This is a genomic window from Paenibacillus sp. 32O-W, assembly GCF_007679495.1.
Taxonomy (GTDB): domain Bacteria; phylum Bacillota; class Bacilli; order Paenibacillales; family NBRC-103111; genus Paenibacillus_L; species Paenibacillus_L residui.
Genome location: NZ_VEGP01000008.1, coordinates 103,519 through 126,330, shown reverse-complemented (window position 1 = coordinate 126,330; position 22,812 = coordinate 103,519). Strand labels below are relative to the sequence as shown.

25 protein-coding genes are annotated in these 22,812 nt (G+C 51.6%); 22 read left to right on the top strand and 3 right to left on the bottom strand.

Translation table 11 applies throughout. The features are described from left to right. The first annotated feature begins 48 nt into the window (after nt 1-48). From FS806_RS05525 to gndA, 8 genes are all read left to right on the top strand, one after another. Entirely contained in the window at nt 49-1,323 is a 1,275-nt protein-coding gene (locus tag FS806_RS05525; protein ID WP_144933620.1) for a Gfo/Idh/MocA family protein, read from the top strand. 288 nt (nt 1,324-1,611) lie between these two features. Then, nucleotides 1,612-2,115 carry a discoidin/SUN/FTP domain-containing protein gene (locus FS806_RS26575; protein WP_260981987.1) on the top strand — a complete coding sequence of 168 codons (504 nt, stop codon included), beginning with the start codon at nt 1,612-1,614 and terminating at the stop codon, nt 2,113-2,115. Further along, on the top strand, nt 2,075-2,917 hold the full coding sequence (locus FS806_RS26570; protein WP_260981986.1) for an FIMAH domain-containing protein: 843 nt from the start codon (nt 2,075-2,077) through the stop codon (nt 2,915-2,917). Before FS806_RS26575 ends, FS806_RS26570 begins: the two co-directional genes overlap by 41 nt. A 221-nt stretch (nt 2,918-3,138) precedes the next feature. Then, nucleotides 3,139-4,191 carry a LacI family DNA-binding transcriptional regulator gene (locus FS806_RS05515; RefSeq protein WP_144933619.1) on the top strand — a complete coding sequence of 351 codons (1,053 nt, stop codon included), beginning with the start codon at nt 3,139-3,141 and terminating at the stop codon, nt 4,189-4,191. A 46-nt stretch (nt 4,192-4,237) separates the two neighbouring features. After that, nucleotides 4,238-5,506: a nickel pincer cofactor-dependent isomerase, group 22 gene (locus FS806_RS05510; RefSeq protein ID WP_144933618.1), complete on the top strand. Its 1,269-nt coding sequence runs from the start codon at nt 4,238-4,240 to the stop codon at nt 5,504-5,506. Then, the gene (gene gntK / locus FS806_RS05505) at nt 5,507-7,054 is read left to right on the top strand and encodes a gluconokinase (RefSeq protein ID WP_144933617.1); all 1,548 of its coding nucleotides are present in this window, start codon (nt 5,507-5,509) and stop codon (nt 7,052-7,054) included. A 40-nt stretch (nt 7,055-7,094) separates the two neighbouring features. Next, nucleotides 7,095-7,862, top strand: coding sequence for an SDR family oxidoreductase (locus FS806_RS05500; protein WP_144933616.1), 768 nt, complete (start codon nt 7,095-7,097; stop codon nt 7,860-7,862). Nucleotides 7,863-7,980: 118 nt separating this feature from the next. Then, nucleotides 7,981-9,393, top strand: a complete 1,413-nt coding sequence (gene gndA / locus FS806_RS05495) for an NADP-dependent phosphogluconate dehydrogenase (protein ID WP_144933615.1) — start codon at nt 7,981-7,983, stop codon at nt 9,391-9,393. Here the strand turns inward: gndA and FS806_RS05490 are convergent. After that, a complete protein-coding gene (locus FS806_RS05490; protein ID WP_144933614.1) occupies nt 9,390-9,686 on the bottom strand; it encodes a hypothetical protein in 297 nt (98 codons plus the stop codon). The two genes, gndA and FS806_RS05490, sit on opposite strands and share 4 nt — an antisense overlap. Nucleotides 9,687-9,882: 196 nt before the next feature. Here FS806_RS05490 and FS806_RS05485 point away from each other — a divergent pair, with 196 nt between their 5' ends. Further along, a complete protein-coding gene (locus FS806_RS05485; RefSeq protein ID WP_144933613.1) occupies nt 9,883-10,407 on the top strand; it encodes a shikimate kinase in 525 nt (174 codons plus the stop codon). Here the strand turns inward: FS806_RS05485 and FS806_RS05480 are convergent. Then, entirely contained in the window at nt 10,402-10,695 is a 294-nt protein-coding gene (locus tag FS806_RS05480) for a rhodanese-like domain-containing protein (protein ID WP_144933612.1), read from the bottom strand. The genes FS806_RS05485 and FS806_RS05480 overlap by 6 nt on opposite strands. A 233-nt stretch (nt 10,696-10,928) precedes the next feature. On the opposite strand from FS806_RS05480, the gene aroA reads away from it, so the two are divergent. The 3 genes from aroA to FS806_RS05465 are packed head-to-tail and all read left to right on the top strand — an operon-like array spanning nt 10,929 to nt 13,567. Beyond that, nucleotides 10,929-12,221: a 3-phosphoshikimate 1-carboxyvinyltransferase gene (gene aroA, locus FS806_RS05475; protein ID WP_144933611.1), complete on the top strand. Its 1,293-nt coding sequence runs from the start codon at nt 10,929-10,931 to the stop codon at nt 12,219-12,221. 39 nt (nt 12,222-12,260) lie between these two features. After that, the gene (locus FS806_RS05470; protein ID WP_144933610.1) at nt 12,261-13,088 is read left to right on the top strand and encodes a C39 family peptidase; all 828 of its coding nucleotides are present in this window, start codon (nt 12,261-12,263) and stop codon (nt 13,086-13,088) included. 56 nt (nt 13,089-13,144) lie between these two features. Beyond that, complete coding sequence (locus FS806_RS05465; RefSeq protein WP_144933609.1) at nt 13,145-13,567, top strand: CoA-binding protein; 423 nt, start codon at nt 13,145-13,147, stop codon at nt 13,565-13,567. A gap of 301 nt (nt 13,568-13,868) precedes the next feature. Here FS806_RS05465 and FS806_RS25645 read toward each other — a convergent pair whose 3' ends face one another. After that, nucleotides 13,869-14,411 carry a hypothetical protein gene (locus FS806_RS25645; RefSeq protein ID WP_186328219.1) on the bottom strand — a complete coding sequence of 181 codons (543 nt, stop codon included), beginning with the start codon at nt 14,409-14,411 and terminating at the stop codon, nt 13,869-13,871. Between the two features lie 60 nt (nt 14,412-14,471). Here FS806_RS25645 and FS806_RS05455 point away from each other — a divergent pair, with 60 nt between their 5' ends. The 10 genes from FS806_RS05455 (at nt 14,472) to FS806_RS05410 (ending at nt 22,758) form a co-directional block, all read left to right on the top strand. Continuing rightward, nucleotides 14,472-14,690, top strand: a complete 219-nt coding sequence (locus FS806_RS05455; protein ID WP_144933608.1) for a hypothetical protein — start codon at nt 14,472-14,474, stop codon at nt 14,688-14,690. Between the two features lie 28 nt (nt 14,691-14,718). Continuing rightward, nucleotides 14,719-15,048, top strand: coding sequence for a spore coat protein (locus FS806_RS05450; protein WP_144933607.1), 330 nt, complete (start codon nt 14,719-14,721; stop codon nt 15,046-15,048). 196 nt (nt 15,049-15,244) lie between these two features. After that, nucleotides 15,245-17,140 (top strand): glucose PTS transporter subunit IIA, encoded by a 1,896-nt coding sequence (locus tag FS806_RS05445; RefSeq protein ID WP_144933626.1) that lies wholly within the window; start codon nt 15,245-15,247, stop codon nt 17,138-17,140. After that, the gene (gene ptsP / locus FS806_RS05440) at nt 17,133-18,872 is read left to right on the top strand and encodes a phosphoenolpyruvate--protein phosphotransferase (RefSeq protein WP_144933606.1); all 1,740 of its coding nucleotides are present in this window, start codon (nt 17,133-17,135) and stop codon (nt 18,870-18,872) included. The genes FS806_RS05445 and ptsP overlap by 8 nt, the downstream gene beginning before the upstream one ends. A gap of 20 nt (nt 18,873-18,892) precedes the next feature. Further along, nucleotides 18,893-19,426 (top strand): type 1 glutamine amidotransferase domain-containing protein, encoded by a 534-nt coding sequence (locus FS806_RS05435; protein ID WP_144933605.1) that lies wholly within the window; start codon nt 18,893-18,895, stop codon nt 19,424-19,426. After that, the gene (locus FS806_RS05430; protein WP_255453000.1) at nt 19,423-19,842 is read left to right on the top strand and encodes a VanZ family protein; all 420 of its coding nucleotides are present in this window, start codon (nt 19,423-19,425) and stop codon (nt 19,840-19,842) included. Before FS806_RS05435 ends, FS806_RS05430 begins: the two co-directional genes overlap by 4 nt. A gap of 77 nt (nt 19,843-19,919) precedes the next feature. Continuing rightward, nucleotides 19,920-20,345, top strand: coding sequence for a hypothetical protein (locus FS806_RS05425; RefSeq protein WP_260981985.1), 426 nt, complete (start codon nt 19,920-19,922; stop codon nt 20,343-20,345). Between the two features lie 117 nt (nt 20,346-20,462). Then, a complete protein-coding gene (gene ytxJ, locus FS806_RS05420; RefSeq protein WP_144933603.1) occupies nt 20,463-20,804 on the top strand; it encodes a bacillithiol system redox-active protein YtxJ in 342 nt (113 codons plus the stop codon). Nucleotides 20,805-20,975: 171 nt separating this feature from the next. Continuing rightward, nucleotides 20,976-21,980, top strand: a complete 1,005-nt coding sequence (gene ccpA / locus FS806_RS05415) for a catabolite control protein A (protein ID WP_144933602.1) — start codon at nt 20,976-20,978, stop codon at nt 21,978-21,980. A gap of 70 nt (nt 21,981-22,050) precedes the next feature. Further along, a complete protein-coding gene (locus FS806_RS05410) occupies nt 22,051-22,758 on the top strand; it encodes a 5'-methylthioadenosine/adenosylhomocysteine nucleosidase (protein ID WP_144933601.1) in 708 nt (235 codons plus the stop codon). Nucleotides 22,759-22,812 lie beyond the last annotated feature (54 nt).

Below are 22,812 nucleotides of genomic sequence, written 5' to 3'. Positions count from 1 at the left end.
CCTTACAATGAAATTAGGATGCAATTGTATATGCAAGGGGGAAGAGCATTGAAAACATTAACGGCTGTACTGTTAGGCGCAGGCAGCAGAGGAAGATACATCTATGGACCGTATGCGGAAAAATTTCCGAATGAGCTGAAGTTTGTTGCGGTAGCCGAGCCGGATGATGAACGCAGGCAACGTTTTGCGGAGATTCATCAAATCGCTGAAGAGCATGTTTATAATTCTTGGGAAAAAGCATTCGAGCAGGGAAAAATAGCCGACGTGATGATCATCTGCACGCTTGATCGGATGCATTATATACCGGCAATGAAAGCGCTGGAGCTTGGCTACCATGTCATGCTGGAGAAGCCGATGTCGCCGAATGTACGGGAATGCATAGAACTGGAGCAAGCTTCCCTTAAGCATAAGCGGTTGCTGGTGGTCACGCATGTGCTTCGCTATTCCCCGTTCTGGTCGGGCATCAAGAAATGCGTCGAGGACGGGGAGCTGGGTGCAATCGGTACCATTCAGTTAACGGAGAACGTAGGCTATCACCATATGGTTCATAGCTACGTACGCGGCAATTGGCGCAATTCCGAGGAAACAAGCCCGATGATTTTGGCCAAATCCTGCCATGACCTGGACCTCATCTCCTGGCTGATGGATGAGCCGTGCACAGCGGTCAGCTCCTTTGGCTCATTGCTTCATTTTAAACCCGAGAACGCGCCGGAGGGTTCGACGGACCGCTGCATCGATGGTTGCGAAGTGGAGAGGGAATGTGCTTTTTCAGCGATTAAAATGTATTTGCAGCAGCCAGCCGACCAATGGGCGCGCTATATGACGCACGATTTATCACGGGAAGGCATTATACGGGCGCTTAAGGAAGGACCGTTCGGCCGCTGCGTCTATCGCTGCGATAACAATGTTGTCGATCATCAAGTCGTCAATATGGAATTTGCCAGCGGCGCCAACGCTAACTTTATTATGTCGGGATTAACCAAGAGCGGTACTCGCCGTGTGCAAATTATGGGTACGCAGGGAGAGATCATCGGCGACATGGATAAAGGCTCATTTACGCTGTACCGCTATGCGACGGGCGAAGAGATTGAAATTAAATGCAGCGTGCAGGAAGACGGCCACGGCGGAGGCGATGAGCGTATGGTGAGCTCCTTCCTCAAAAATGTACATCAGTTCGACCGCAACCCATCCCAAGGTCTTACCTCGGCTACAGCTTCGTTGCAAAGCCATTTGATTGCCTTCGCTTCCGAACGATCTCGTTTACAGCAAGGCAGAAGCATAAAGCTGACTGAGATGTATGAGAAGGAAGAAGCGGGCGTTTAATTGAGAAATCTGCGGAAAGCGCAGTAATAATGGCGGACATCCGCGGCGTCCGGGCTTGGGAAGAGCGTACCCCGGAGGCCGCACAAGTTCGCGGGCTAAGAAAGGAAGGGGAATGAAATTTTTTTGTTATTGAAAGCGATTCCAAAGAAGGCTTGTGCCGGATTTTGTGAAAGGGGGGATCCATTCGGGTATTCATCACAAAGCAAAGATTTCAGGCATACCTACACTCGAGATTAAGAAAAGGAGTTGACCCAGATGATTTAGAATAAGAAATGGGGATCCGTCCTGATGGCAGCAGTATTGCTGATGTCCCCGGTTTCGGCAGTGCAGGCGAAATCGCCTGTTCCGGCAGCATCTTCGGCAGTGGAGGAGACGCAATTCCGCAATCTTGCGGCCGATCTCCCTTATGAATGGTCCGAGGAGCCGGAAGCGTCGCGTCCTGACGTCGGGTACAAGCTTACGGACGGAAAATACGGCACATTGGACATGAATGACCCGGCATGGGTAGGGCATCTGCGTGGAAAAACGCGGGAGGTCGTCTTCGATCTCGGTGAGGAAAAGTCAATCGGAAAGATTACAGCTCACTTTTTCCAAGATTATCCCACCAACTCGATCCTCGTGCCGCTGACGGTATCGATGTATGTCTCCGACGATAAAGAAAATTGGGGACTGCTTTCCCATAACGCCACCCAGCTGCTCTGGGGGGAAGGACCGCCAAGACAGGAGACCTTCGAATGGGACGGCAGCCGGGATGGAATCAAAGGCGGTAATGCGGACGGCAAGCTGGCTTAATGTTAAAGTAACCTTTACGATGCATCCTTCGCAATGGTCATACATTGACGAAATCGAAATTATAGGTACGGATGACATGGTTGAGGGGGCCGTGAAGGTTTCTGCCGAGCAGCCTCGTTTTTTGGAGCCGGGAGAAGCTACGGCCGGTATCCGGAATCTGAATCTGCTGTATAACGGACAATATGCAGATGGTTTGGGTGACTGGAGCAAGGAACGGATCATCCCTAACATGGCGGAGCTTGTAAGGGGTTATGTCGCGTCGAATGAAATCAATGCGGCTTTTGGCGATGAGTTGTCGTATCGATTGCAGATCATCAAGCTTCTTCTGGACGAAAACAAGCCGAAGGACGCCGTAACGTATATGCAGGATTTTCTCGCGCACATTCACGACCCGGCCGTGCAAGCGCAGGGGTTGATTTCGGCCTCGGCGGCAACGCTGCTTGATACTTACGCCCAAGTTCTCATTCAAACTTGGTCTGAAGGCTGGGGCCTCAGCAATCTGGCTCAAGGTCTAAGCTATACAATTTCGCGACCGCCTAACAGCAGCTATCCCGATTCCGGGAATGAGCTTACGAACGGCCTATTCGGCGGGACGGATTTCCGCAACGAGCAGTGGCAGGGTCATGCGGGAAGCGCCTACCCTGAGGAACGAAGCCGCACCATCACATTTGATTTGGGCCGCAACAAATCGATCGGGGTAGTTAGAGCCCATTTTCTTCAGGATCAAGGACCCGGCATCTATGCCATAATGCATAGTAACTCTAATAAAAGCCATGGGAGCAGCGTTACTTTCACGCTGTGACCTATGGCTTCTGCTTTTGAATCGGGTGTTGATAACCCATGGGAAATATGTGCCGGAGATATTTAGTCAATCGGCTGGAGGCGGAAGTCCGTGCAGCGGGGGAATGAAAGTGGTTACCAGAGAGAGTTTTAGCGTCGTATTCCAGCCAACCGAATAATTTGTATCAATTCCGTTGTTAACGTGTGCATAAATATGGTATTGTAGAAGCAGAGGTGAACATGATGAGCGTAACGATCAAAGACATAGCGAAGTTGGCCAACGTTTCGCACACTACGGTTTCGAGAGCGCTTAATGGAAGTCCCTTGATCAACCGGGAGACGAAGGAGAAAATACAGGAAATTGCCAGGAAACTCCATTATACGCCCAATTTCAGTGCGAAGAGCCTTGTTCTGGATCGTTCCTACAACCTCGGGTTGTTTTTCTCGACGTTAAATGAAGGGACCTCTGCGGGCTTCTTCTTCGAATCGGTTCGGGGAGTCAACAGCGTGATCAAAGGGACCTATAATCTGGTCGTTCGCGGCATCGATGATTATACGGATTTTAAGGGGATATCGCGGAAAAGCTTCGACGGTCTTCTGGTGATGAGCCAAAGCGCCAAGGACGATGACTTCATCCGTCATGTCCGGGATATGCAAATACCATGCGTTGTGCTGAACCGCCATGTAGACAGCTTCGATGCGGTCAATATTTTATCCGACGACCGTCAGGGGGCCTTTCAAATCGTAGAGTATCTGATCAGGGAAGGGCACCGCAGGATAGCCATCATCGAGGGAAAAGCCGGCTTCAAATCCACTCAGGAACGGAAGAAAGGCTATCTGGACGCTATGACCAAGTACAAACTGCCCGTTCGGAAGGATTATCAGGTTCAAGGAAGCTATGACCTGGAGAGCGGTTACCATCGTATGAAGGAGCTGCTGAAGCTGGGAGCGGATGAGCTGCCGACCGCCGTTTTCTGCTCGAACGACGACATGGCTGTAGGGGCGATGAAGGCTGCCTTGGAATACGGGTTAACCATTCCTGACGACCTGTCTTTGGCCGGCTTTGACGACAACCTGTTCTCCGGGTATCTGTCTCCGGCTTTGACTACGGTCAAGCGTCCGGTGGAGCAGATGAGCCGTAAAGGCGCGGCCGTTCTGGTTGATCTTATTGAGACCAAGGAACAAGTTAAAGATACGGTCTACCTCCGTACGGAATTAATGATCCGTGATTCCGTGTCCCGGCCGCGGGAGGCTCTAGATAAAGCGAAAACGGCTGGGCCGTCGTCAGCAGACTGAACCGGATGACACAGCCGCTTGGAAATATGAAGGAGGCATCCATAAAATGGACATTTTACATGACTTGTTAAAGGACATCCCGATTCCGCAGATGGTCCGGATCCGGCAGAAATTCGACCGAACCGTCGTCGAGAATCCCAAGGAAAAGCTGGAGGAAGAGCTGGCCAAGCCGGGAGGGATCGATCGCATTCAACCCGGGCAGCAGGTTGCGGTTGCCGTAGGAAGCCGCGGGGTAGCTAACATTGATCTCTTTACGAAGACGACGATCGATGCCATCAAGGCTGCCGGAGGCCGGCCCTTTATCGTCCCCTGTATGGGAAGCCATGGCGGCGCTACGGCAGAAGGGCAAAAAGAGGTTCTGCATCATCTTGGCGTCACGGAAGAAGCGATGGGAGCACCGATTCGCTCTTCCATGGAAGTGGTGCAAATTGACCAGCTTCCTAACGGGCTTCCGGTCTATGTCGACAAATACGCCTATGAAGCGGACGCTATCGTTGTCATTAACCGGGTTAAGCCGCATACGGCTTTCCGCGGGCCGATCGAGAGCGGAATTATGAAGATGATCGCCATCGGCCTGGGCAAGCAGAAGGGGGCGGAGGCATGTCATCAGCTCGGGTTCAAGTATATGGCCGAGAATGTCCCCGCCATGGCCCAGATTATGATCGACAAGCTTCCGATTCTGTTCGGAGTGGCGCTGGTCGAGAATGCGTATGATGAAACCTGCCGCATTGAAGTGCTGCCCGCCGAATCGATCCGGGAGAGGGAAGAAGAGCTTCTGGTGGAAGCGAAGCAAAGGCTGCCCAAAATTCTGTTCGATCAAATTGATGTCCTTCTCATCGATTACATCGGCAAAAATATTAGCGGCGACGGGATGGATCCGAACGTAACCGGCCGTTACCCGACACCTTATGCCCAAGGGGGACCCGAGGTGTCGAAGATGGTTGTATTCGATCTGACTCCGGAGACGAAGGGAAATGCCAACGGGGTGGGAACTGCCGATTTTACGACCCAGAGGCTGGTTGACAAGACCGATTTGAAGGCGACTTACGCCAACGGGTTGACTTCAACGGTTTGTGCGCCGACGAAGATTGCAACGACGTTGGCCAACCAACGGGAAGCGATTAAAGCTGCCGTCAAAACCTGCAACATCCTTGACTACACCAAGTGTCGGATGGTCAGAATCCGCGATACGCTTCACCTCGGCGAGATTGAAATCTCCGTCAATCTGCTGGAAGAGGCAAGAAAGCATCCGGATATCGAGATCTTGTCGGAGCCGTATGATCTGAAATTTGACAGCGAAGGGAATTTGTTCTGAATGAGTGTAGCTAAACATTATGTCATCGCCGCCGATTTAGGAACAACAAGCACAAAAACTTTGGTTATAGACCGCGGGGGACGGGTGGTGGCTTCCCATTCCATCGAATACCCCCTTCATACTCCGCGGCCTGACATCGCCGAGCAGGACCCGCTGGAAATTTGCGAGGCAGTCATCCGCGGTATAGGGGAAGTCATACGTAAAGCGGGGATCTCCTCCCATGAGGTGCTCTGCGTATCATTCAGCTCGGCTATGCACAGCCTGATAGCGGTAGACCGGGAAGGGCAGCCTCTGACCCCTTGCATAACCTGGGCGGATAACCGGAGCATCTCCTATACCGGACGGCTGAAGACGGACGGGAAAGGGCATGAAATCTATTTGCGCACCGGAACGCCGATTCATCCGATGTCTCCGCTTACCAAGCTGATGTGGATGAAGGATCATCAGCCCGATGTGTTCCAACAGGCCTATAAGTTTATCGGCATCAAGGAATTCGTCTTCGCCCGCCTCTTCGCGCGATATGTTATCGATTATTCGCTGGCAAGCGCTACAGGGATGTTCCATCTGCGCAATCTGGATTGGGACCGGGAGGCGCTGGAGATCGCCGGAATTACTGCGGACAGACTATCCGAACCCGTACCGACCACCTATTGTCTGGAAGGGCTGCAACCGGATACAGCCGCCCGTATGGGTCTGGCCCCGGACACCCCCTTCGTTGTCGGAGCATCGGACGGGGTTCTGGCCAACCTGGGGGCGGGCGCCTTCGAGGAGGGCATATATTCCGTAACGATAGGTACGAGCGGAGCTGTTCGCGGAGTCGTCCGCGAGCCGCTAACGGATCCCCGCGGCCGTTTGTTCTGTTATGCTTTGAAAGAGGATTTCTGGGTGATCGGAGGACCGATCAACAATGGAGGGATTATGTTCCGCTGGGTCAGGGATCAGCTCGCAACGCTGGAAGCGGAGGAAGGGCGGCGCAAGGGAATGGACCCTTATGATTATTTGACCCAGTTGGCCGAAGAAGTCCCTGCCGGCTCCGGAGGGCTGTTGTTCTTGCCGCTCATGCTGGGTGAGAGGGCCCCCTATTGGAACGCTAACGCTCGCGGAGTCTTCTTCGGTTTGTCCATGTTCCATGAGAAGAAGCATATGATCCGTTCGGTTCTGGAGGGGGTTGTTTACCGCATCCATTCGGTCGTTCAGGCGTTGGAGGAGATAGGAGGCAATACGAAGGAAATTCGCGCTTCCGGCGGATTTGCCCGCTCCCCCTTCTGGCGGCAGGTGATGGCCGATGTGCTCGGCACTCCGGTCACCGTTCCGGATTCCATCGAGAGCTCGGGGCTCGGGGCGGCACAACTGGGGCTTCTTGCCCTCGGAGAGGTCGGTGATTTCAGCGGAGTACACGATTGGGTGAAAGCGAACCATCGGCATGAGGTCAACCCTGCCAATCATGAGCTGTACCGGGAATTGACGGAAATCTATTTACGGGTATACAAGCAACTGGCCGGCGAGTTTGACGCGATCTCGGCATTTCAGCATAAGTATGTTGAATAAATCTTTTTAGTCTTGACATTCCAATCCCAGGAGGTACAAAATGAACTTATTCGATTTAACCGGTAAAACGGCAGTCATCATCGGCGGAAACAGCACTTTGGGCGGCGCCATGTCCGTCGCATTGGGCGGTCACGGAGCGCAAGTAGCGATTGTTGGGCGCAATCAGGAGAAGTCCGAACAGGTCGTTCGGCAAATCCAGGAAGCGGGCGGACAAGCCAAGAGCTTTACGGCCGACGCAACGAGCGCGGATGATTTGCGGCGGGTGTTGGAGGAAGTGATTGCCTGGACCGGACGGGTGGACGTGCTTATGAACTGTCCGGGCGTAAACAGCGCCACTCCATTCTTCGAGCTGACGATGGAGGAATGGGATCGCATTATGGACGTTAATTTGAAGGGTGTTGTACTAGCCTGTCAAATCTTTGGCAAACATATGGTTGACAAGGGAGAAGGAGGCAGCATTATCAATATCTCCTCGGTGTCGTCGGATCCGCCTTTGTCCCGGGTATTCACTTACTCCGCTTCGAAAGCCGGCGTGAACAGCGTGACGAAATATTTGGCAAGGGAATTCGCTCCGAGCCGGGTACGAGTCAACGCCATTATTCCGGGCTTTTTCCCTGCGGAGCAAAATCGTAAAATTTTGTCCGAAGAACGCATCGCGTCCATCATGAGCCACACTCCGATGCAGCGTTTCGGCGAAGCGGAAGAGCTGCAGGGAGCTGCTGTTTTCCTGGCCTCGGATAAAGCCTCCAGTTTTGTAACCGGGGCGTTGATCCGTGTGGATGGCGGCTTCGGTTCGATGACTATTTAACATGGGTGTGCACGGTAGAAGCGATCCATGAAAGACTACATTAAAACGGCCGGCCGGAACGGAGGACGTCCCAACATCCACTCCGGCCAGCTTGAGATTTCAGGAAGGGAGAACGTATATGTCTAAACAACAAATAGGCGTTATCGGGTTAGCCGTAATGGGCAAGAATCTGGCATTGAACATCGAGAGCAGAGGGTTTACCGTCTCTGTTTATAACCGGTCTCCGGAGAAGACGAAAGAGCTGCTGGCAGAACATCCCGACAAGAAGCTGGTAGGTACATACAGCATGGAGGAGTTTGTCCAGTCTCTTGAGGTTCCCCGCAAAATTTTAATAATGGTCAAAGCCGGCGAGCCGACGGACGCCATGATCAATCAACTCGTTCCTCTTCTGGATAAAGGGGATATTCTGATCGATGGGGGCAATGCTTATTTCCCCGATACCCAAAGAAGAAACAAGGAGCTTGAAGAGCATGGTATCCGCTTCATAGGAGCGGGGGTTTCCGGCGGAGAAGAAGGGGCGTTGAAAGGACCTGCCATTATGCCTGGAGGCCAAGAGGACGCTTACCGTCTTGTTGAACCGATTCTGACCGCCATTTCCGCCAAGGTGAACGGGGATCCGTGCTGTACGTATATCGGGCCCGACGGCGCCGGCCATTATGTAAAGATGGTTCATAACGGAATTGAGTATGGGGATATGCAGCTTATCTGCGAAGCGTATCACCTGCTTAAAGATGTGCTCGGTCTGAATACGGACGAGCTTCATGAAATTTTCAGCGAATGGAATAAAGGGGAGCTGGACAGCTACCTGATCGAGATAACCGCCGATATTTTCGGCAAGCGCGATCCGGACACCGGGCTGCCGATGGTGGATGTTATTCTTGATTCTGCGGGACAGAAGGGAACGGGCAAATGGACAAGCCAAAGCGCTCTCGATCTTGGAGTGCCGTTGTCCATTATTACCGAATCGGTATTCGCCCGCTTCATCTCCGCCATGAAGGAAGAGCGGGTGGCCGCCAGCAAAGTGCTGAAGGGACCCGGCAGCCAGCCATTTGACGGAGATAAGAAAGCGTTCATCGAAGATGTCCGCAAGGCGCTTTATGCCAGCAAAATTTGTTCCTACGCCCAAGGCTTCGCCCAGATGAGAGCAGCCTCCGATGAGTACGGGTGGAACTTGAAATACGGCAACATCGCGATGATTTTCCGCGGCGGCTGCATCATCCGCGCAGCCTTCCTGCAGAACATCAAGGATGCGTATGACCGCAATCCGGAGCTTAACAATCTGCTGCTGGATTCTTACTTCAAGGAAATCGTGGAGAGCTATCAGGATTCCTGGAGAAAAGTCGTTGCGGCTGCAGTTTCGCGCGGTATTCCGGTTCCTTCCTTCGCATCCGCTCTGTCTTATTATGACAGCTATCGTACGGAAAGACTGCCGGCCAACCTGCTGCAAGCACAGAGAGATTACTTCGGAGCGCATACGTTCCAGCGTGTGGATAAGGAAGGGACTTTCCACTTCCAGTGGATGAATAACTAAGACGGATCGGTCAAGCCGTAGCAGGCTTCCCGCATCCAGATCCTGATCCGGTCAAGTTCTTGATCGTATACGGGACGGCGATGGATCAACATCATGGCCGTCTCGGCAAAATATTGAAAATTCTTCAACAGGCGTGGTTGGGGAAGGTCCAGCAAGGCAGGATCTTCTTCAGCCACCCTTTTTTTTATCAGCTCCAGCACCCAGACAACATCATCTCTGCACAGCGGATGGTTCGGATGCAGAATTTGTTCAAGCCGGCTGCGGATCGGCTGGTTCGGTTGGGACGGCAGCATCAAGGCCAACTCCTTTATTTATCGGTGATAAAAAGAGTATTCTTTGGTTGTCCAAACTTGGGCGCGCAAGGTTCCATAAATCTGACCGCACTTTTAGTCTTGTACAACTAATCTATTCACATCCTTGCTGTAAACATGATAATTTATTCATAATGGGTGCAAATAAAGGTTTGCTAAAGCATAAAGGAGTGGGAGCATGGATTATAATAACGTGGTGCTAATCGGCTTCATGGGCACCGGTAAAAGCACAGTAGGACTGGCGCTGGCGGACAAGCTCGGCTGGCGGTTCGTGGACGCGGATAGAGAGATTGAGCAGAAAGAGGGAAGACCGATACCGCAAATTTTCTCTGAGGACGGAGAAGAATATTTCAGATCTGTGGAAAGCGCGGTTATAGCAGAAATTATGCAGGGCAGGCGGCAAATTATTTCTATGGGGGGAGGGGCTGTCCTGGCTCCGGTTAACCGGGAGGAGATGAGCAGGAACGGCCTGGTCATCGCATTGACTGCTTCCCTGCAAACCATTGTACAAAGAGTGCGTACGGATCAGAATCGGCCTCTGCTGCAAGGCAATGTAGAGGAGCGGGTAGCCGCTTTAATGGAACAGCGTAAAAATGCGTATGATTTTGCCGATATACATATTAATACGGATGAGCTTCCGGTGCAGGAAATCGTGGACCAAATTGTGGAAGCTGCGGGTGAGGCGGGGAAGAAGCTGCTATAGCTTCTCCCATTCCAACATACCGCCGACCATGTTCTTAAGGCCTGTCACGCCGACGGAGGCCAAATATTCGCATGCTTTGCCGCTGCGGTTTCCGCTTCGGCAGATGACGATGATTTCGTCGGCCTGCGGGATTTCCCGGTATCGCTCCGGCAGTTCGCCAAGAGGAATATGCTGAACTCCGGGGATCGCTCCTTGGGCGATTTCTTCATCCTCCCGGACGTCAAGCAGATTCAGCTTCTCTCCTTTGGAGAGGCGTTCCTTAACCTCGGATGGAGTGATCGTATCCATGCGTTTCTTCTCCTTTCTCTGTTCGATTACCTGGTTGGATTAATTATGATGCATGCGGGGAGCCATGTCAAAGAGAAGCTCTTGAGAGCCGGGGATTACAATGTGGGAGGAAAAAGCAGGATACATTCCCAAGGCGGCGGCCATATGGTACACTTAGGTCGATTGAACTGCAATGCCTTATACTTATAGCAACGAAAGACCAATAACGATTTGCAAAGGGAGAGTCAGACCAGATGAAGGCTATCGTAAAACCTGCGCCGGAACTTAAAGGTACGATCAATGCGCTATCGTCCAAAAATTATACGACCCGGTATATGCTCGTCGGTGCTCTTGCGGAAGGGACGAGCACCTTGTATTATCCTGCCCACAGCGAGGACAGTGATGCCATGCGCCGCTGTATTCGCGACCTTGGTGCCATTGTCGAAGAAGACGATGAGAAAATGACCATCACCGGCTTCGGCCGTCATCCTAAGCCCGTGCCGGAATTGAATGTCGGCAACGCCGGTGCGGTGTTGAGATTCCTGATGTCGGTCGCCGCCTTCTGCCCGGAGCTGACCTTCGTCAATACGTATCCCGAGTCGCTTGGCAAGAGACCGCACAACGATTTGATTGACGCTCTGAAGCAGATGAATGTCCGCATCGATCACAACGGCGGCAAGCTGCCGATAACGATATACGGCGGGCAGCCCAAGGGCGGGAAAATTAAGGTCTCCGGTAACGTAAGCTCCCAATTTTTAAGCTCCTTGCTTTTCATGACCCCTCTTCTTGAGGAGGACAGTGAAATCGAAGTGCTGCACGACCTGAAATCGAAAATTATCGTTGGGCAGACGCTGGAAGTATTGGAACAGGCGGGAATCCGTATAGAAGCGGATGACGATCTGATGCGTTACCGGATCCCCGGCAGGCAGCGATACCAGGCCCAGGAATATAAAATTCAGGGAGATTATCCCGGGTCCGCCGCCATTCTGGCTGCTGCAGCGGTCACTTCTTCCGATGTTGCCGTTCATCGATTGGAAGAGAACAGCAGACAAGGTGAGAGGGCTGTTGTCGATGTCCTGCGGGCGATGGGCGTTCCGCTTACCCATCGTGATGGAATTGTCCATGTTCGGGGGACGGGCTTGCTTAAGGCCGGAGAGTTTGACGGGGATCATTTTACCGACGCCGTATTGGCAATGGTAGCCGCTTCCGTCTTTGCCGAAGGTACTTCGCGATTCTACAATGTGGAGAACCTGCGTTATAAAGAGTGCGACCGGATTACCGATTTTGTTACCGAATTGAATAAGGCAGGGGCTTCGGTGGAAGAGAGGCAAAGTGAAATTATCGTTCACGGGAAGCCGGAGGGCGTGGAAGGCGGCGTAGAGATCGACGCGCATTATGATCACAGGGTGATTATGGCGCTGACGGTCGTCGGATTACGTTCCAAGCAGGGGCTTGTCATTCGGGATGCGCACCATGTGGCGAAATCTTATCCACATTATTTTGAACATTTGCTTTCCCTTGGAGCAAATATTGAGCTGCAGGATTAAAGGGTTGTTTCGAGAATATTAGAAAAAGAGTGATTGCGAATGAGCGGTGTTGGCAATGTGCTTAAAGTAACATTGAGTCTTTTGCTGATCATCTCATTGGCTATATCCAGCGGAGGATTAACTCTGGCTCTCTATGCCAAAATCACGGGCAAACCATGGGCATTCTCTGCTGCGTTCGTAGCGGCGGACGACAATCACAGGCAGGATGACCAGAACGCAGGAGATGAAGAGAGTACGGAGGACGGTGAGGCCGCTCCCGAACCTTATCCTTCATCCGCCATGCTGACGGCCCCGGCTATTCGCCAATATCCGGAGCTCTACTCCGGATGCGAAGTGACGAGCCTGGCCATGCTGCTGCAGTTCGCCGGATTTGACAAGGACAAGATGGAGCTTGCCGAAGAGATGCCCAAGGACCCTACTCCGATCCGATATAACGAGGATGGCTCCATCGCTTATTGGGGGAATCCGAATTTGGGCTTCGTCGGGGAAGTGACCGGCAAGGCCAAAGGGTTCGGTATTTTTCATACGGCTCTGATCAAGCAATTGGAGAGCTACATCCCGTCGGCGGTCGATTTGACCGGCGGGGAATTTGAAGACATCGAAAGACATATCGCCGGCGGAATTCCGGTTATCGCCTGGACGACGATTACGTTCAGAATACCGGATAAATGGGTGGTATGGGATACCCCCATCGGCCCCATTAAGACAACATTTATTGAGCATGCGGTGCTGGTTGTCGGCTATGATGAAAACTATGTTTACGTCAACGATCCTTATTCAGGGAAGGCCCAGGTTAAGGTGGATAAAGCCAGATTTATCGAAACCTGGGAGCTGATGGGCAAACAAGCTATCACTTACACAAATTAGGGCAGCCTATTATAAGATATTGTCTTGCTTCACAACCATCCTCGGAGGTGTTTGCCATGTCGTTCAATAACCCGTCTCGGGAAGAAATCAAATCCATTCTGGAGAAAGCGGCAAATATTGCTGTCGTCGGTCTGTCCGACAATCCGGATCGGACTTCGCATATGGTTTCTCAGGCGATGCAGAAGAGAGGCTACCGCATCATTCCTGTCAACCCGAACGCCGACCAAATCTTGGGCGAGAAGTGCTATGCTTCACTATCCGACATTCCGGAGCCGGTAGATATCGTCAATGTCTTCAGAAGAAGTGAGCATACGGTGCCCGTGGCCCGGGAGGCAGTAAGCATCGGGGCTAAAGTATTCTGGCTCCAGCTTGGAATTATTAATGAAGAAGCGGCACAGATCGCCCGCGAAGGCGGTCTGGAGGTTATTATGGACCGATGCATCAAAGTGGAGGACTCCATTCTGCGCCCCAACCGCTAAGCAGTGAACCGCCCGAATTCAGGGCGGTTTCTTCATTTTCACCAGTAGTATCCATAAATAAAAGGCCGGGACTTGGCGGACACTATTAAAGGCTTCCTCCGGAAACGGCAGGGAAGACCTCACATTATTCAAGGAGGACAATGGCGTGTATAACCAAAACACTTTCCATTCGGCAAACTACCGCGGAAACCAACCGGGTCATGACAATTATCTGCGCTCCGACTCGCAGCAGCCTTCTCAAAGCTCTTTCTCTAGAGGGCAGGCCACGGCTGGATTTTCCCAGAAGTTTCAGCCAACCGGTTTAGTTCAATCGCAATACCAAAACAAGCAAAACCAAGCCGGTTTCTCTTCTTCCGTCGGAACGCAATCCTTCCACACGGCCAACTACCGCGGAAACCAAGCCGGTCACGACAACTATTTGCGCTCCGATTCCCAGAATCCGTCGCAAAGTGCTTCGTTCGGCGGCGTGAGCCAAGGAATCAGCCAAAACAGCTTCGGTCAAGGAGTTAGCCAAAGCTTCCAAAGTTACGGAAGCCAGACCAGCCCTCAATCCTTCCACACGGCCAACTACCGCGGAAACCAAGCCGGTCACGACAACTACTTGCGCTCCGATTCCCAGAATCCGTCGCAAAGTGCTTCGTTCGGTGGCGTAAGCCAAGGAATCAGCCAAAGCAGCATCGGTCAAGGAGTTAGCCAAAGCTTCCAAAGTTACGGAAGCCAGACCAGCCCTCAATCTTTCCACACGGCAAACTATCGTGGAAACCAAGCGGGTCATGACAACTACCTTCGTTCCGATTCGCAAAATCCTTCCCAGAGCGGGATTCGTTTCTAACCTAACTGCCATTATGCGGGCCTAACTTAGGTCCGCTTCTTTCTACATCCAGACATGGAGGTGTTACGAACGATGCCGACCGGTAACGAACAGATGACATCGGACCGCAATCTGATTTCGGAGAAGGAACTTCTCTACTTGAAGGATTTTATGTCCTGGGAACTGCTGGCTATGAAGAAATGCAACGAAACGGCGAATGCCTGTACGGATCCTCAGCTAAAGCAGCTTATCAAGCAGGTGGGAGAGAAGCATAAGCAGCACTATCAGTCGATATTAGCTCATCTGCAATAATCCGTTAAGAAGAAGGAGGCGGCTTACAATGAGCGTACAAATTGCCATGCCTAAATCTCCGCAGGAGCCTCAGGTCAAGGGGCCGGAGATGAATGACCGGGACCGGATTAATGAAGTATTATCCTCGATAAAATATATGACCGTCGGGTACAATATCGGTTTGAACGAAATGCAGAATCCGAAGCTCCACCAAACGGTAGGCCAAATTTTGCACGAGTATCATCAAATGCAGTATCAGGTGTTCGACCAGATGTTCCAGCGCGGCTGGTACAAAATGAAAGCTGCGGATCAACAGGAAATCAGCCAGGCTCATACCCAGTTCAGCGGCTACAGTACCCAATTCCCCAACTTTCAATAACCGATAAAGCAAAGCCTGCCCATTGAGCGGGCTTTGCCTCTAACATCTAAGTTGTAAGCATTTTCATAACAATAATGGGAAGATATAAACTTTACAAATGAAGCCGCAAGCTTTACCATCTAATAATGGAGTACAAGGAACAAGCAATTTAATGAATGAATACAACCAGCCCGGGAAAGGAGGGCAGGAAGCGGAAATGAACTGGATGGGAACTTTGCAGCAATTGGGCCGGTCCTTAATGATTCCGACCATTGCTTTGCCCGTTGCGGCGGTCTTTCTGTGCCTGGGAGCGCTGCCATGGGATTCGGCGGGGCTTGGCAAGCTGGGGGATTTATTTATTTTCTCCGGCGATATGATCTTCACCTATTTGCCGTTTTTGTTTGCAGTAGGGGTTGCTCTGGGTCTTACCGGCAGCGCAGGCATTGCGGGAATGTCCGCTCTTCTGAGCTATTTTCTATTAACGCAAATTACTCAAAAGTATATGGAACCTGAACTGCAAATGGGGGTCACCGGCGGCATTGTTATCGGCATATTGACCGCTTTGTCCTACCATCGGTTCAAAAATATCGAATTGCCCGAATACATTCAATATTTCGGAGGGCCCAGATTCGTACCGATCTTTGTCGGAACGGCGACTATTTTTCTGTCGATGGTCATCATCGCGGTCGGTCCGGTCGTCGAGCAGACGATACAATCTCTCGGAGATATGCTGTTAAGCTTGGGAGGGTTCGGAGCCTTTATATACGGTGCCGCTTACCGCCTGTTGGTTCCATCGGGGCTTCATCACATTCTTAATAACGTATACTGGTTCCAGATCGGAACGTTCGAGCGCGCGGACGGAACGACGGTATTCGGGGATCTCCCCCGCTTCTTCGCCGGAGATCCGGAAGCGGGAGTCTTCATGGCGGGACTGTACCCGATTATGATGTTCGCTCTTCCGGCCATTGCCTTGGCTATCATTCAAGAGGCCCGCGAGGATCTGAAGCCGAACATCCGCAAAACCTTCTTGACAGCGGCGCTTGCCTGCTTTCTGACTGGAGTAACGGAACCGATTGAATTTGCCTTTTTATTTGTGGCGCCGTTCTTGTTTTTCATCCATGCTATCCTGTCCGGGCTGTCGATGTGGATTGCCTACGAGCTGGAGATCCGACACGGCTTCTCGTTCTCGGCCGGATTGCTGGAATATATTATTAACGGGCACCTGTCCACCAAAGGGCTGTGGTTAATTCCTATCGGGCTGTTGTTCGGAATAGCCTATTATGTGCTCTTCCGCTGGGCCATCCGCCGCTTTCAACTGCCGACGCCGGGCAGGGAGGAAGGCTCTCCATTGGAAGAATGGGCAGGGGATATCCGTTATCGCTCTCCGCTTATTTTGCAGGCTCTGGGCGGCAAAAATAATATAAAGACTATAGAAGCCTGCATTACGCGTCTGCGCCTTACTTTGCAGGACGATAAATTGATCGACACCACTGCATTAAAGCATTTGGGGGCCGCCGGAGTCATCCGTCTGGGTGGCGGAAACGTCCAGGTGGTGTTCGGTACGTTCTCGGAATTGATCCGTGAGGAAATCATCAAGGTGACGCGGACGGATCTGAAACAGGTGTTGTTCAATTCTCCGGTCCAAGGCAAGATGATTCCGCTGGAGGAGGTTCCCGACCAGGTTTTCTCCAGAAAAATTGTCGGCAACGGCGTCGCATTTATTCCTGAGCGGGGAGAACTGGTGTCTCCGGTTGCAGGCAAGGTAGTTCATATTCATCCGACCATGCATGCGATTGGTCTGGAGACAGAGCATGGCCTGGATGTCCTGCTTCATATCGGAATCGATACCGTACAGCTTGACGGTAATTGGTTTACCGCCGCTGTGCAGGAAGGAGACGAAGTTCTTCCGGGACAATTATTGATTAAATTCAATCTGGCCAAAGTGAAACAGAACGCCAAATCATTGGCTACACCTATGCTGATCACGAATACGGAGAGAATCAAGTCCTGGAGCTTTGCTCCCTTTAAATCGGTTAAGAAAGGTCAAGGGGCCGTCATGTCCGTCGTGTTAAAAGAACAAGCCGCAGCAGTTGGAGGTCATTCTGATGATTAAAGGAATTGGAGCGTCTGCCGGTATCGCGATAGGAAAAGCGATTGTCCTGCCCAGTTGGGAATGGAATCTGCCCGATAAACTGGTGGATGTGGGCGACTTGGCTTACGAATTTGAAAAGCTGTACGAAGGAATTCAGATATCGAAGGTAGAATTGGAGACGATCAAACAGGATATCGCCGAGCTGATCGGCGAAGAAGAATCCAATATTTTTAATGCCCATTTGGCCATTCTGGAAGATCCCGTCTTTATGAACGAAGTTCAGGCCATTATGCAGAGGCAGTACAAGGCGGCGGAAGTGGCCGTCAAGGAAACGATAGACAAATTCGTCGGCATGTTTGATTTGCTGGATGACGAGTATATGAAGGAACGGGCGGCCGATATCCGCGATGTCGGGAACCGTCTGCTGAAGCATTTGCTGGGCGGGTTCGAAGATACCCTTCCGGAGCAAGACAGCCCTTATGTGCTCGTGACTCGGGAGCTTACCCCCTCCCAATGGACTCACCTGGACCCTTCCAAAATTTTGGGGATCGTTACGATGGTCGGGGGGATGAATTCCCATGCGGCCATTATGGCAAGGGCGATCGGTATCCCGTTCGTCCTTGGACTGGACGGAAAGCTGAAGAAGCCGATTCAAACCGGAGATATGATTATTCTGGACGGGGAAGAAGGGCTGGTCTTTGTCAATCCCGATGAAGAAACGACGAATCACTACCGTAAGCGCAAGGAGATGATTCTGGCCCATCTGGAAAGCCTGCAGCAATTGGTCGATGTGCCTTCAGTTACGCTGGATGGCAAAGAGATCGAGCTCAAGGCCAACATCAGCTCGGTGAAGGAGCTGGAGCAAGCTCTGAAGACAGGCGCCCGGGGAGTGGGGCTCTTTCGGACGGAATTTTTATATATGGACCGCAATTCCCTTCCGCCGGAGGAAGAGCAGTTTGAGGTTTACAAGCAGGTGGCCGAAATGCTGGATGGCCAATCCCTGGTGATTCGGACTTTAGACGCCGGCGGAGACAAGGATATTCACTATATCGATCTTCCGGAGGAGGAAAATCCGTTCCTCGGCTATCGGGCCATACGAATTTCTCTGGACCGCGAGGAGCTGTTCAAGACCCAGTTGAGAGCCATTCTGCGCGCCAGCCATTACGGCCATGTAAAAATTATGTATCCGTTCATCAGCTCGGTTCAGGAATTCCGGGAGGCCAACCGTCTTCTCGAACAGGCCAAGCAGGAATTGAGAGAACGGAATGTACCGTTTGACGAAGAGATTAAAGTCGGTATCATGATCGAGGTGCCGGCCGCAGCGATGACTGCCGATCTGTTGGCGAGGGAAGCGGATTTCTTCAGCATCGGTACCAATGATCTCGTTCAATATTTGTTGGCTGTCGACCGGATGAACGAGCATATCGCCCACCTGTACGATCCGTTCCATCCGGCGGTTATAAGACTGCTGAGGCAGACGATTGAAGCGGCCCAACAATGCGGAATCCCCGTCAGCGTGTGTGGAGAGCTGGCAGGAGATCCCAAGGTTCTGCCAATGTGGCTCGGCTTTGGCATTGAGGAGCTGAGCATGTCCGTCAAGACTCTTCTTCCGCTCAAGGAACGGCTTCTGAAGAGCTCGGTGGAGCACAGCAGAAGAGTGGTGGAAGACATCCGACATTGCACGGGCAGCGATGAAATTCGCCGGCTGCTCGAACAATGTTATAATAATAGTCATCCGAAGCAAATAGATTAAACCGGGAGGAGAAAACCGTTATGAATTTATCGGGCTATAAGATTCTTGCTTTCGTCGATGAGGAATTCGAAGATTTGGAGATGTGGTATCCGGTTTTAAGGTTAAGGGAGACCGGGGCAGAGGTAGATCTGGCCGGTCCCGAGGCGGGACGGGTTTACAAGGGGAAGTACGGAGTTCCTTTGGAGACGAATTGCTCGTTTGAGGAAGTGAAATCCTCCGACTACATAGGGCTGTACGTGCCGGGCGGCTGGGCACCGGATAAACTGAGAAGGTATTCCTCCGTGCTGCAGCTTACGAGGGAATTTCATGAGGCGGGCAAGCCGATTGCCCAAATCTGCCATGCCGGCTGGGTGCTTATCTCCGCGAAAATTGTGGACGGCTATACGATGACCTCCACTCCTGGAATTCGTGATGATCTGGAAAATGCCGGCGCCACCTGGGTGGATGAGGAAGTCGTCGTCGACCGCAATATTGTGTCCGGACGCCGTCCGCCGGATCTGCCTGCTTTTGTCAAAGAATACATTCGCGTTCTGGACGAATATACAAAGAAGTGAACAGACAATTTTGGATCCGGTGGACGCCGGCAATCATTTGGATGGCTGTCATTTTCTATTCATCTTCCAGGACGGGAAGCAGCATGAACAAGCTGCTCCCTTTTTTTCAGAAATTTATTCCTTCCATGCAAAGTTTCGATTGGGGGCATTTTATCGCTTACTTCATACTGGCGCTGACGTATTTGTGGGCTCTGGATGACGGCAGGCCCTCCTGGAAAATTAAAGCGGCCGTCATCGGCTTATGCGTTTTGTATGGAGCCACTGATGAGTTTCATCAGCTTTTTGTGGACGGACGCCAGTCCGATTGGAAGGATATCCGCAATGACGGGATCGGGGCTGCCATTGCAATGCTGCTGATCTCTATTAAGCCGGTCTACCGCCAATACGCCAAACTGCCTCATTCCAAAAAGTGCTAGCCCCGCGGGAGAAGGATTTGAACCTTGAAGATAGAATACCCAAGGGAAGTAGAAACAGATGGTGCCGCACCAGAGGAGTGAACCAATTGCAAAAGCTGTGTATTTGCGGAGAGACGATGGCCGTTCATCTGCGAACCGTAATTTATCAGAAAAAAATTGAAATTGACCATGTGCCGGTCTATACTTGCCCCGGCTGCTCAGCGAGCGAGGTTTATCCGGATGTCAAGAACGACCTTACCGACTTGATCTCGGCCTATGACGCTTATCCCGGCCGGCTCCGCCTTAACTTTGAAGAAACCAGTGAACTGGCTTATCTTATTAAGAAAGCGGCCGACCGCGAATATTGGAACGAACCGGTTCAACAGATCATCGACGGGCGGATCAACGAACTGCTCGATATGCTGTTATTGGCCCAATCACTGGAGGATAACCACTGGGCGGAGCAGGTAAGGAAGAAGCTCGGGCAGATCGCCAGTTATTCCCAAACGGTTAACTTTACATAACGTCCTGCCTTCCGCGCGGACAACCTTTTGAAAAAAGTCAATGAAAATTGGCTTTTTTCTTTCATTTTTGTTAGTATAAATCCAATAGTAATCTTTTCGAATGAGGAGAGGATTCCAATGGGAAACGTAGTCCAATTGAATACGGTGGAGGATTGGCAGTCGAAGCTCCGGTCGTCCTCGGACAAGCCCGTGTTTGTGTTTAAGCACAGCACCCGCTGCCCGGTCAGCGCCGATGCTTATGATCAGTATATGATCTATATGAACCGTGAGCCCAATCCGGAGGTGGAATACTGTCTTGTTCACGTAGTCGAATCCAGACCCGTATCCAATGCCATCTCTGAAGCCCTTTCATTGAAGCACGAATCTCCGCAGGCTATATTGATTAAGGACGGGAAGGTAGCCTGGCATACTTCTCACTGGAGAATCACGAAGGAGTCCCTGAAGGAGAATTTGAAATAGCTGACCCGCTAGTCAAATGAAATCCGTTTCCCTGGATATCCGAATGAAGCGGATGATCGCCCTTATGGAAAACAATGGAACGGAAAATTTGTAAAATGTATTAAATTATCGTATTATTAAGCTAATCGGATATGCTAGTAAATTAATTTTATATAGATGGAGCGAATCAAAGTGACCGTAACCATATATGATGTAGCACGAGAAGCCGGAGTTTCCATGGCAACTGTTTCCAGGGTTGTTAATAACAACCCTAATGTAAAGCCGCAGACCCGCAAGAAGGTTTTTGAAGCGATTGAGCGGTTGGGCTACCGTCCCAACGCCGTTGCCCGTGGGCTGGCGAGCAAGAAGACGACGACTGTCGGAGTCGTCATTCCCGACATTTCCAACATGAATTTGGCGGAAATCGCTCGGGGAATTGAAGATATTGCCACCATGTATCACTACAATATCATCCTCTGTAATGCCGACAAGAAGAAGGATAAGGAAATCCGCGTCATTAACACGCTGCTGGAGAAGCAGGTGGACGGACTCCTCTTCATGGGCGGAACGGTGACGGACGAGCATATTCAAGCTTTCAAGACATCGTCCGTGCCGATCGTGCTGTGTGCGACAACAGACGATAATAATACCATTCCGGCTGTGGATATCGATCATCAGCAGGCCGCTTACGATGCGGTCAAGCTTCTTGTCGATAGCGGCCATCGCAAGATCGGGATGATCAGCGGCACGCTGCAGGATCCTTCGCTTGGATTTGCCCGTTACCAGGGATATAAGCAAGCTTTGGAGGAATCGGCTATTCCGTTCAATGAAAATTACGTTCGTGTCGGCAATTACAAATACGAGTCGGGAATCGAAGCGATGAAATATTTCCACGCCTTGGAAGACCGGCCTACCGCCGTGTTTGCGGCTACGGACGAGATGGCGATCGGGGCTATCCACGCCATCCAGGATGCGGGATTGAAGGTGCCCGAAGATATTTCGGTAATCAGTGTCGACAACAGCCGTATGGCTTCCATGGTACGGCCTCAATTGACCACTGTAGCTCAGCCGATGTATGATATCGGGGCGGTATCCATGAGACTGCTGACCAAATTAATGAATAAAGAGACGACCGATCAGACCAAATACGTGCTTCCGCACAAGGTGATCGAGCGCCAGACGGTTGGTCAGGTATAATCCCGGGATGGGTGATCGATACGACCGGCACAAGGCATCATGATATCACTAGATCGGAAGGAAGAATACAATGGGATATCGGAAACTAGGACTTATCGGAGCGATGGAAGAAGAGATTGAACGATTTCATGGGGGAATGGAGAACGTCGCCACGGAGGAGAGGGCGGGGATCCGTTTCGCCTCCGGACTGTTCGCGGGAATGCCGGTCGTTGTCTGCAAGTCCGGGGTGGGCAAGGTTAATGCCGCGGTCTGCACACAGATCTTGATCGACCGTTATGAAGTGGACGCCGTTGTCTTCACCGGAGTCGCCGGGGCAGTTAATCCGGCTCTCAATATTGGGGATATCGTCGTATCCACCGAGTGCATCCAACATGATATCGATGTGACCGCTCTAGGGTTTGAACGCGGGATAATTCCTTATCAGGACAATTCCATCTATCAAGCCGATGAGAAGCTGCGTCAGCTTGCTTTGGATTGTGCGAATGAGCTGTTTCCCGGTCGGACGGTCAGCGGCCGGATTCTGTCCGGCGATCAGTTTATCGCTGACCGGAGCTTGGTTAGAGAACTGCACGAAACCATGGACGGAGCATGTACGGAAATGGAAGGAGCCTCTGTCGCTCAAGTATGCGAGATGAACAAGATTCCGTTCGTCGTTATCCGCTCCATGTCGGATAAGGCAGATGGCTCGGCACATGTTAATTTTACGGAATTTACCCGGTTGGCGGCGGATCATTCGTACCAAATAGTAGAGAAGCTGGTATCGAGGCTGGTTGGGTAATAGCTGACTATTTTGGTTCTATATAATTATGATAACGACAAGACTTCCCTTCGG

Excerpts from the sequence above, each read along its gene's own strand:
- FS806_RS26570 (WP_260981986.1), top strand. The coding sequence starts at position 2,075 with ATGGAATCAAAGGCGGTAATGCGGACGGCAAGCTGGCTTAATGTTAAA.
- ptsP (WP_144933606.1), top strand. The coding sequence starts at position 17,133 with ATGATTAAAGGAATTGGAGCGTCTGCCGGTATCGCGATAGGAAAAGCG.
- FS806_RS05490 (WP_144933614.1), bottom strand. The coding sequence starts at position 9,686 with ATGCTGCCGTCCCAACCGAACCAGCCGATCCGCAGCCGGCTTGAACAA.
- FS806_RS05410 (WP_144933601.1), top strand. The coding sequence starts at position 22,051 with ATGGGATATCGGAAACTAGGACTTATCGGAGCGATGGAAGAAGAGATT.
- FS806_RS05485 (WP_144933613.1), top strand. The coding sequence starts at position 9,883 with ATGGATTATAATAACGTGGTGCTAATCGGCTTCATGGGCACCGGTAAA.
- FS806_RS05480 (WP_144933612.1), bottom strand. The coding sequence starts at position 10,695 with ATGGATACGATCACTCCATCCGAGGTTAAGGAACGCCTCTCCAAAGGA.
- FS806_RS05455 (WP_144933608.1), top strand. The coding sequence starts at position 14,472 with ATGCCGACCGGTAACGAACAGATGACATCGGACCGCAATCTGATTTCG.
- FS806_RS05470 (WP_144933610.1), top strand. The coding sequence starts at position 12,261 with ATGAGCGGTGTTGGCAATGTGCTTAAAGTAACATTGAGTCTTTTGCTG.
- aroA (WP_144933611.1), top strand. The coding sequence starts at position 10,929 with ATGAAGGCTATCGTAAAACCTGCGCCGGAACTTAAAGGTACGATCAAT.
- FS806_RS05500 (WP_144933616.1), top strand. The coding sequence starts at position 7,095 with ATGAACTTATTCGATTTAACCGGTAAAACGGCAGTCATCATCGGCGGA.
- gndA (WP_144933615.1), top strand. The coding sequence starts at position 7,981 with ATGTCTAAACAACAAATAGGCGTTATCGGGTTAGCCGTAATGGGCAAG.
- FS806_RS05445 (WP_144933626.1), top strand. The coding sequence starts at position 15,245 with ATGAACTGGATGGGAACTTTGCAGCAATTGGGCCGGTCCTTAATGATT.
- gntK (WP_144933617.1), top strand. The coding sequence starts at position 5,507 with ATGAGTGTAGCTAAACATTATGTCATCGCCGCCGATTTAGGAACAACA.
- FS806_RS26575 (WP_260981987.1), top strand. The coding sequence starts at position 1,612 with ATGGCAGCAGTATTGCTGATGTCCCCGGTTTCGGCAGTGCAGGCGAAA.
- ytxJ (WP_144933603.1), top strand. The coding sequence starts at position 20,463 with ATGGGAAACGTAGTCCAATTGAATACGGTGGAGGATTGGCAGTCGAAG.
- FS806_RS05510 (WP_144933618.1), top strand. The coding sequence starts at position 4,238 with ATGGACATTTTACATGACTTGTTAAAGGACATCCCGATTCCGCAGATG.
- FS806_RS05465 (WP_144933609.1), top strand. The coding sequence starts at position 13,145 with ATGTCGTTCAATAACCCGTCTCGGGAAGAAATCAAATCCATTCTGGAG.
- FS806_RS25645 (WP_186328219.1), bottom strand. The coding sequence starts at position 14,411 with ATGGCAGTTAGGTTAGAAACGAATCCCGCTCTGGGAAGGATTTTGCGA.
- FS806_RS05435 (WP_144933605.1), top strand. The coding sequence starts at position 18,893 with ATGAATTTATCGGGCTATAAGATTCTTGCTTTCGTCGATGAGGAATTC.
- FS806_RS05450 (WP_144933607.1), top strand. The coding sequence starts at position 14,719 with ATGAGCGTACAAATTGCCATGCCTAAATCTCCGCAGGAGCCTCAGGTC.
- FS806_RS05515 (WP_144933619.1), top strand. The coding sequence starts at position 3,139 with ATGAGCGTAACGATCAAAGACATAGCGAAGTTGGCCAACGTTTCGCAC.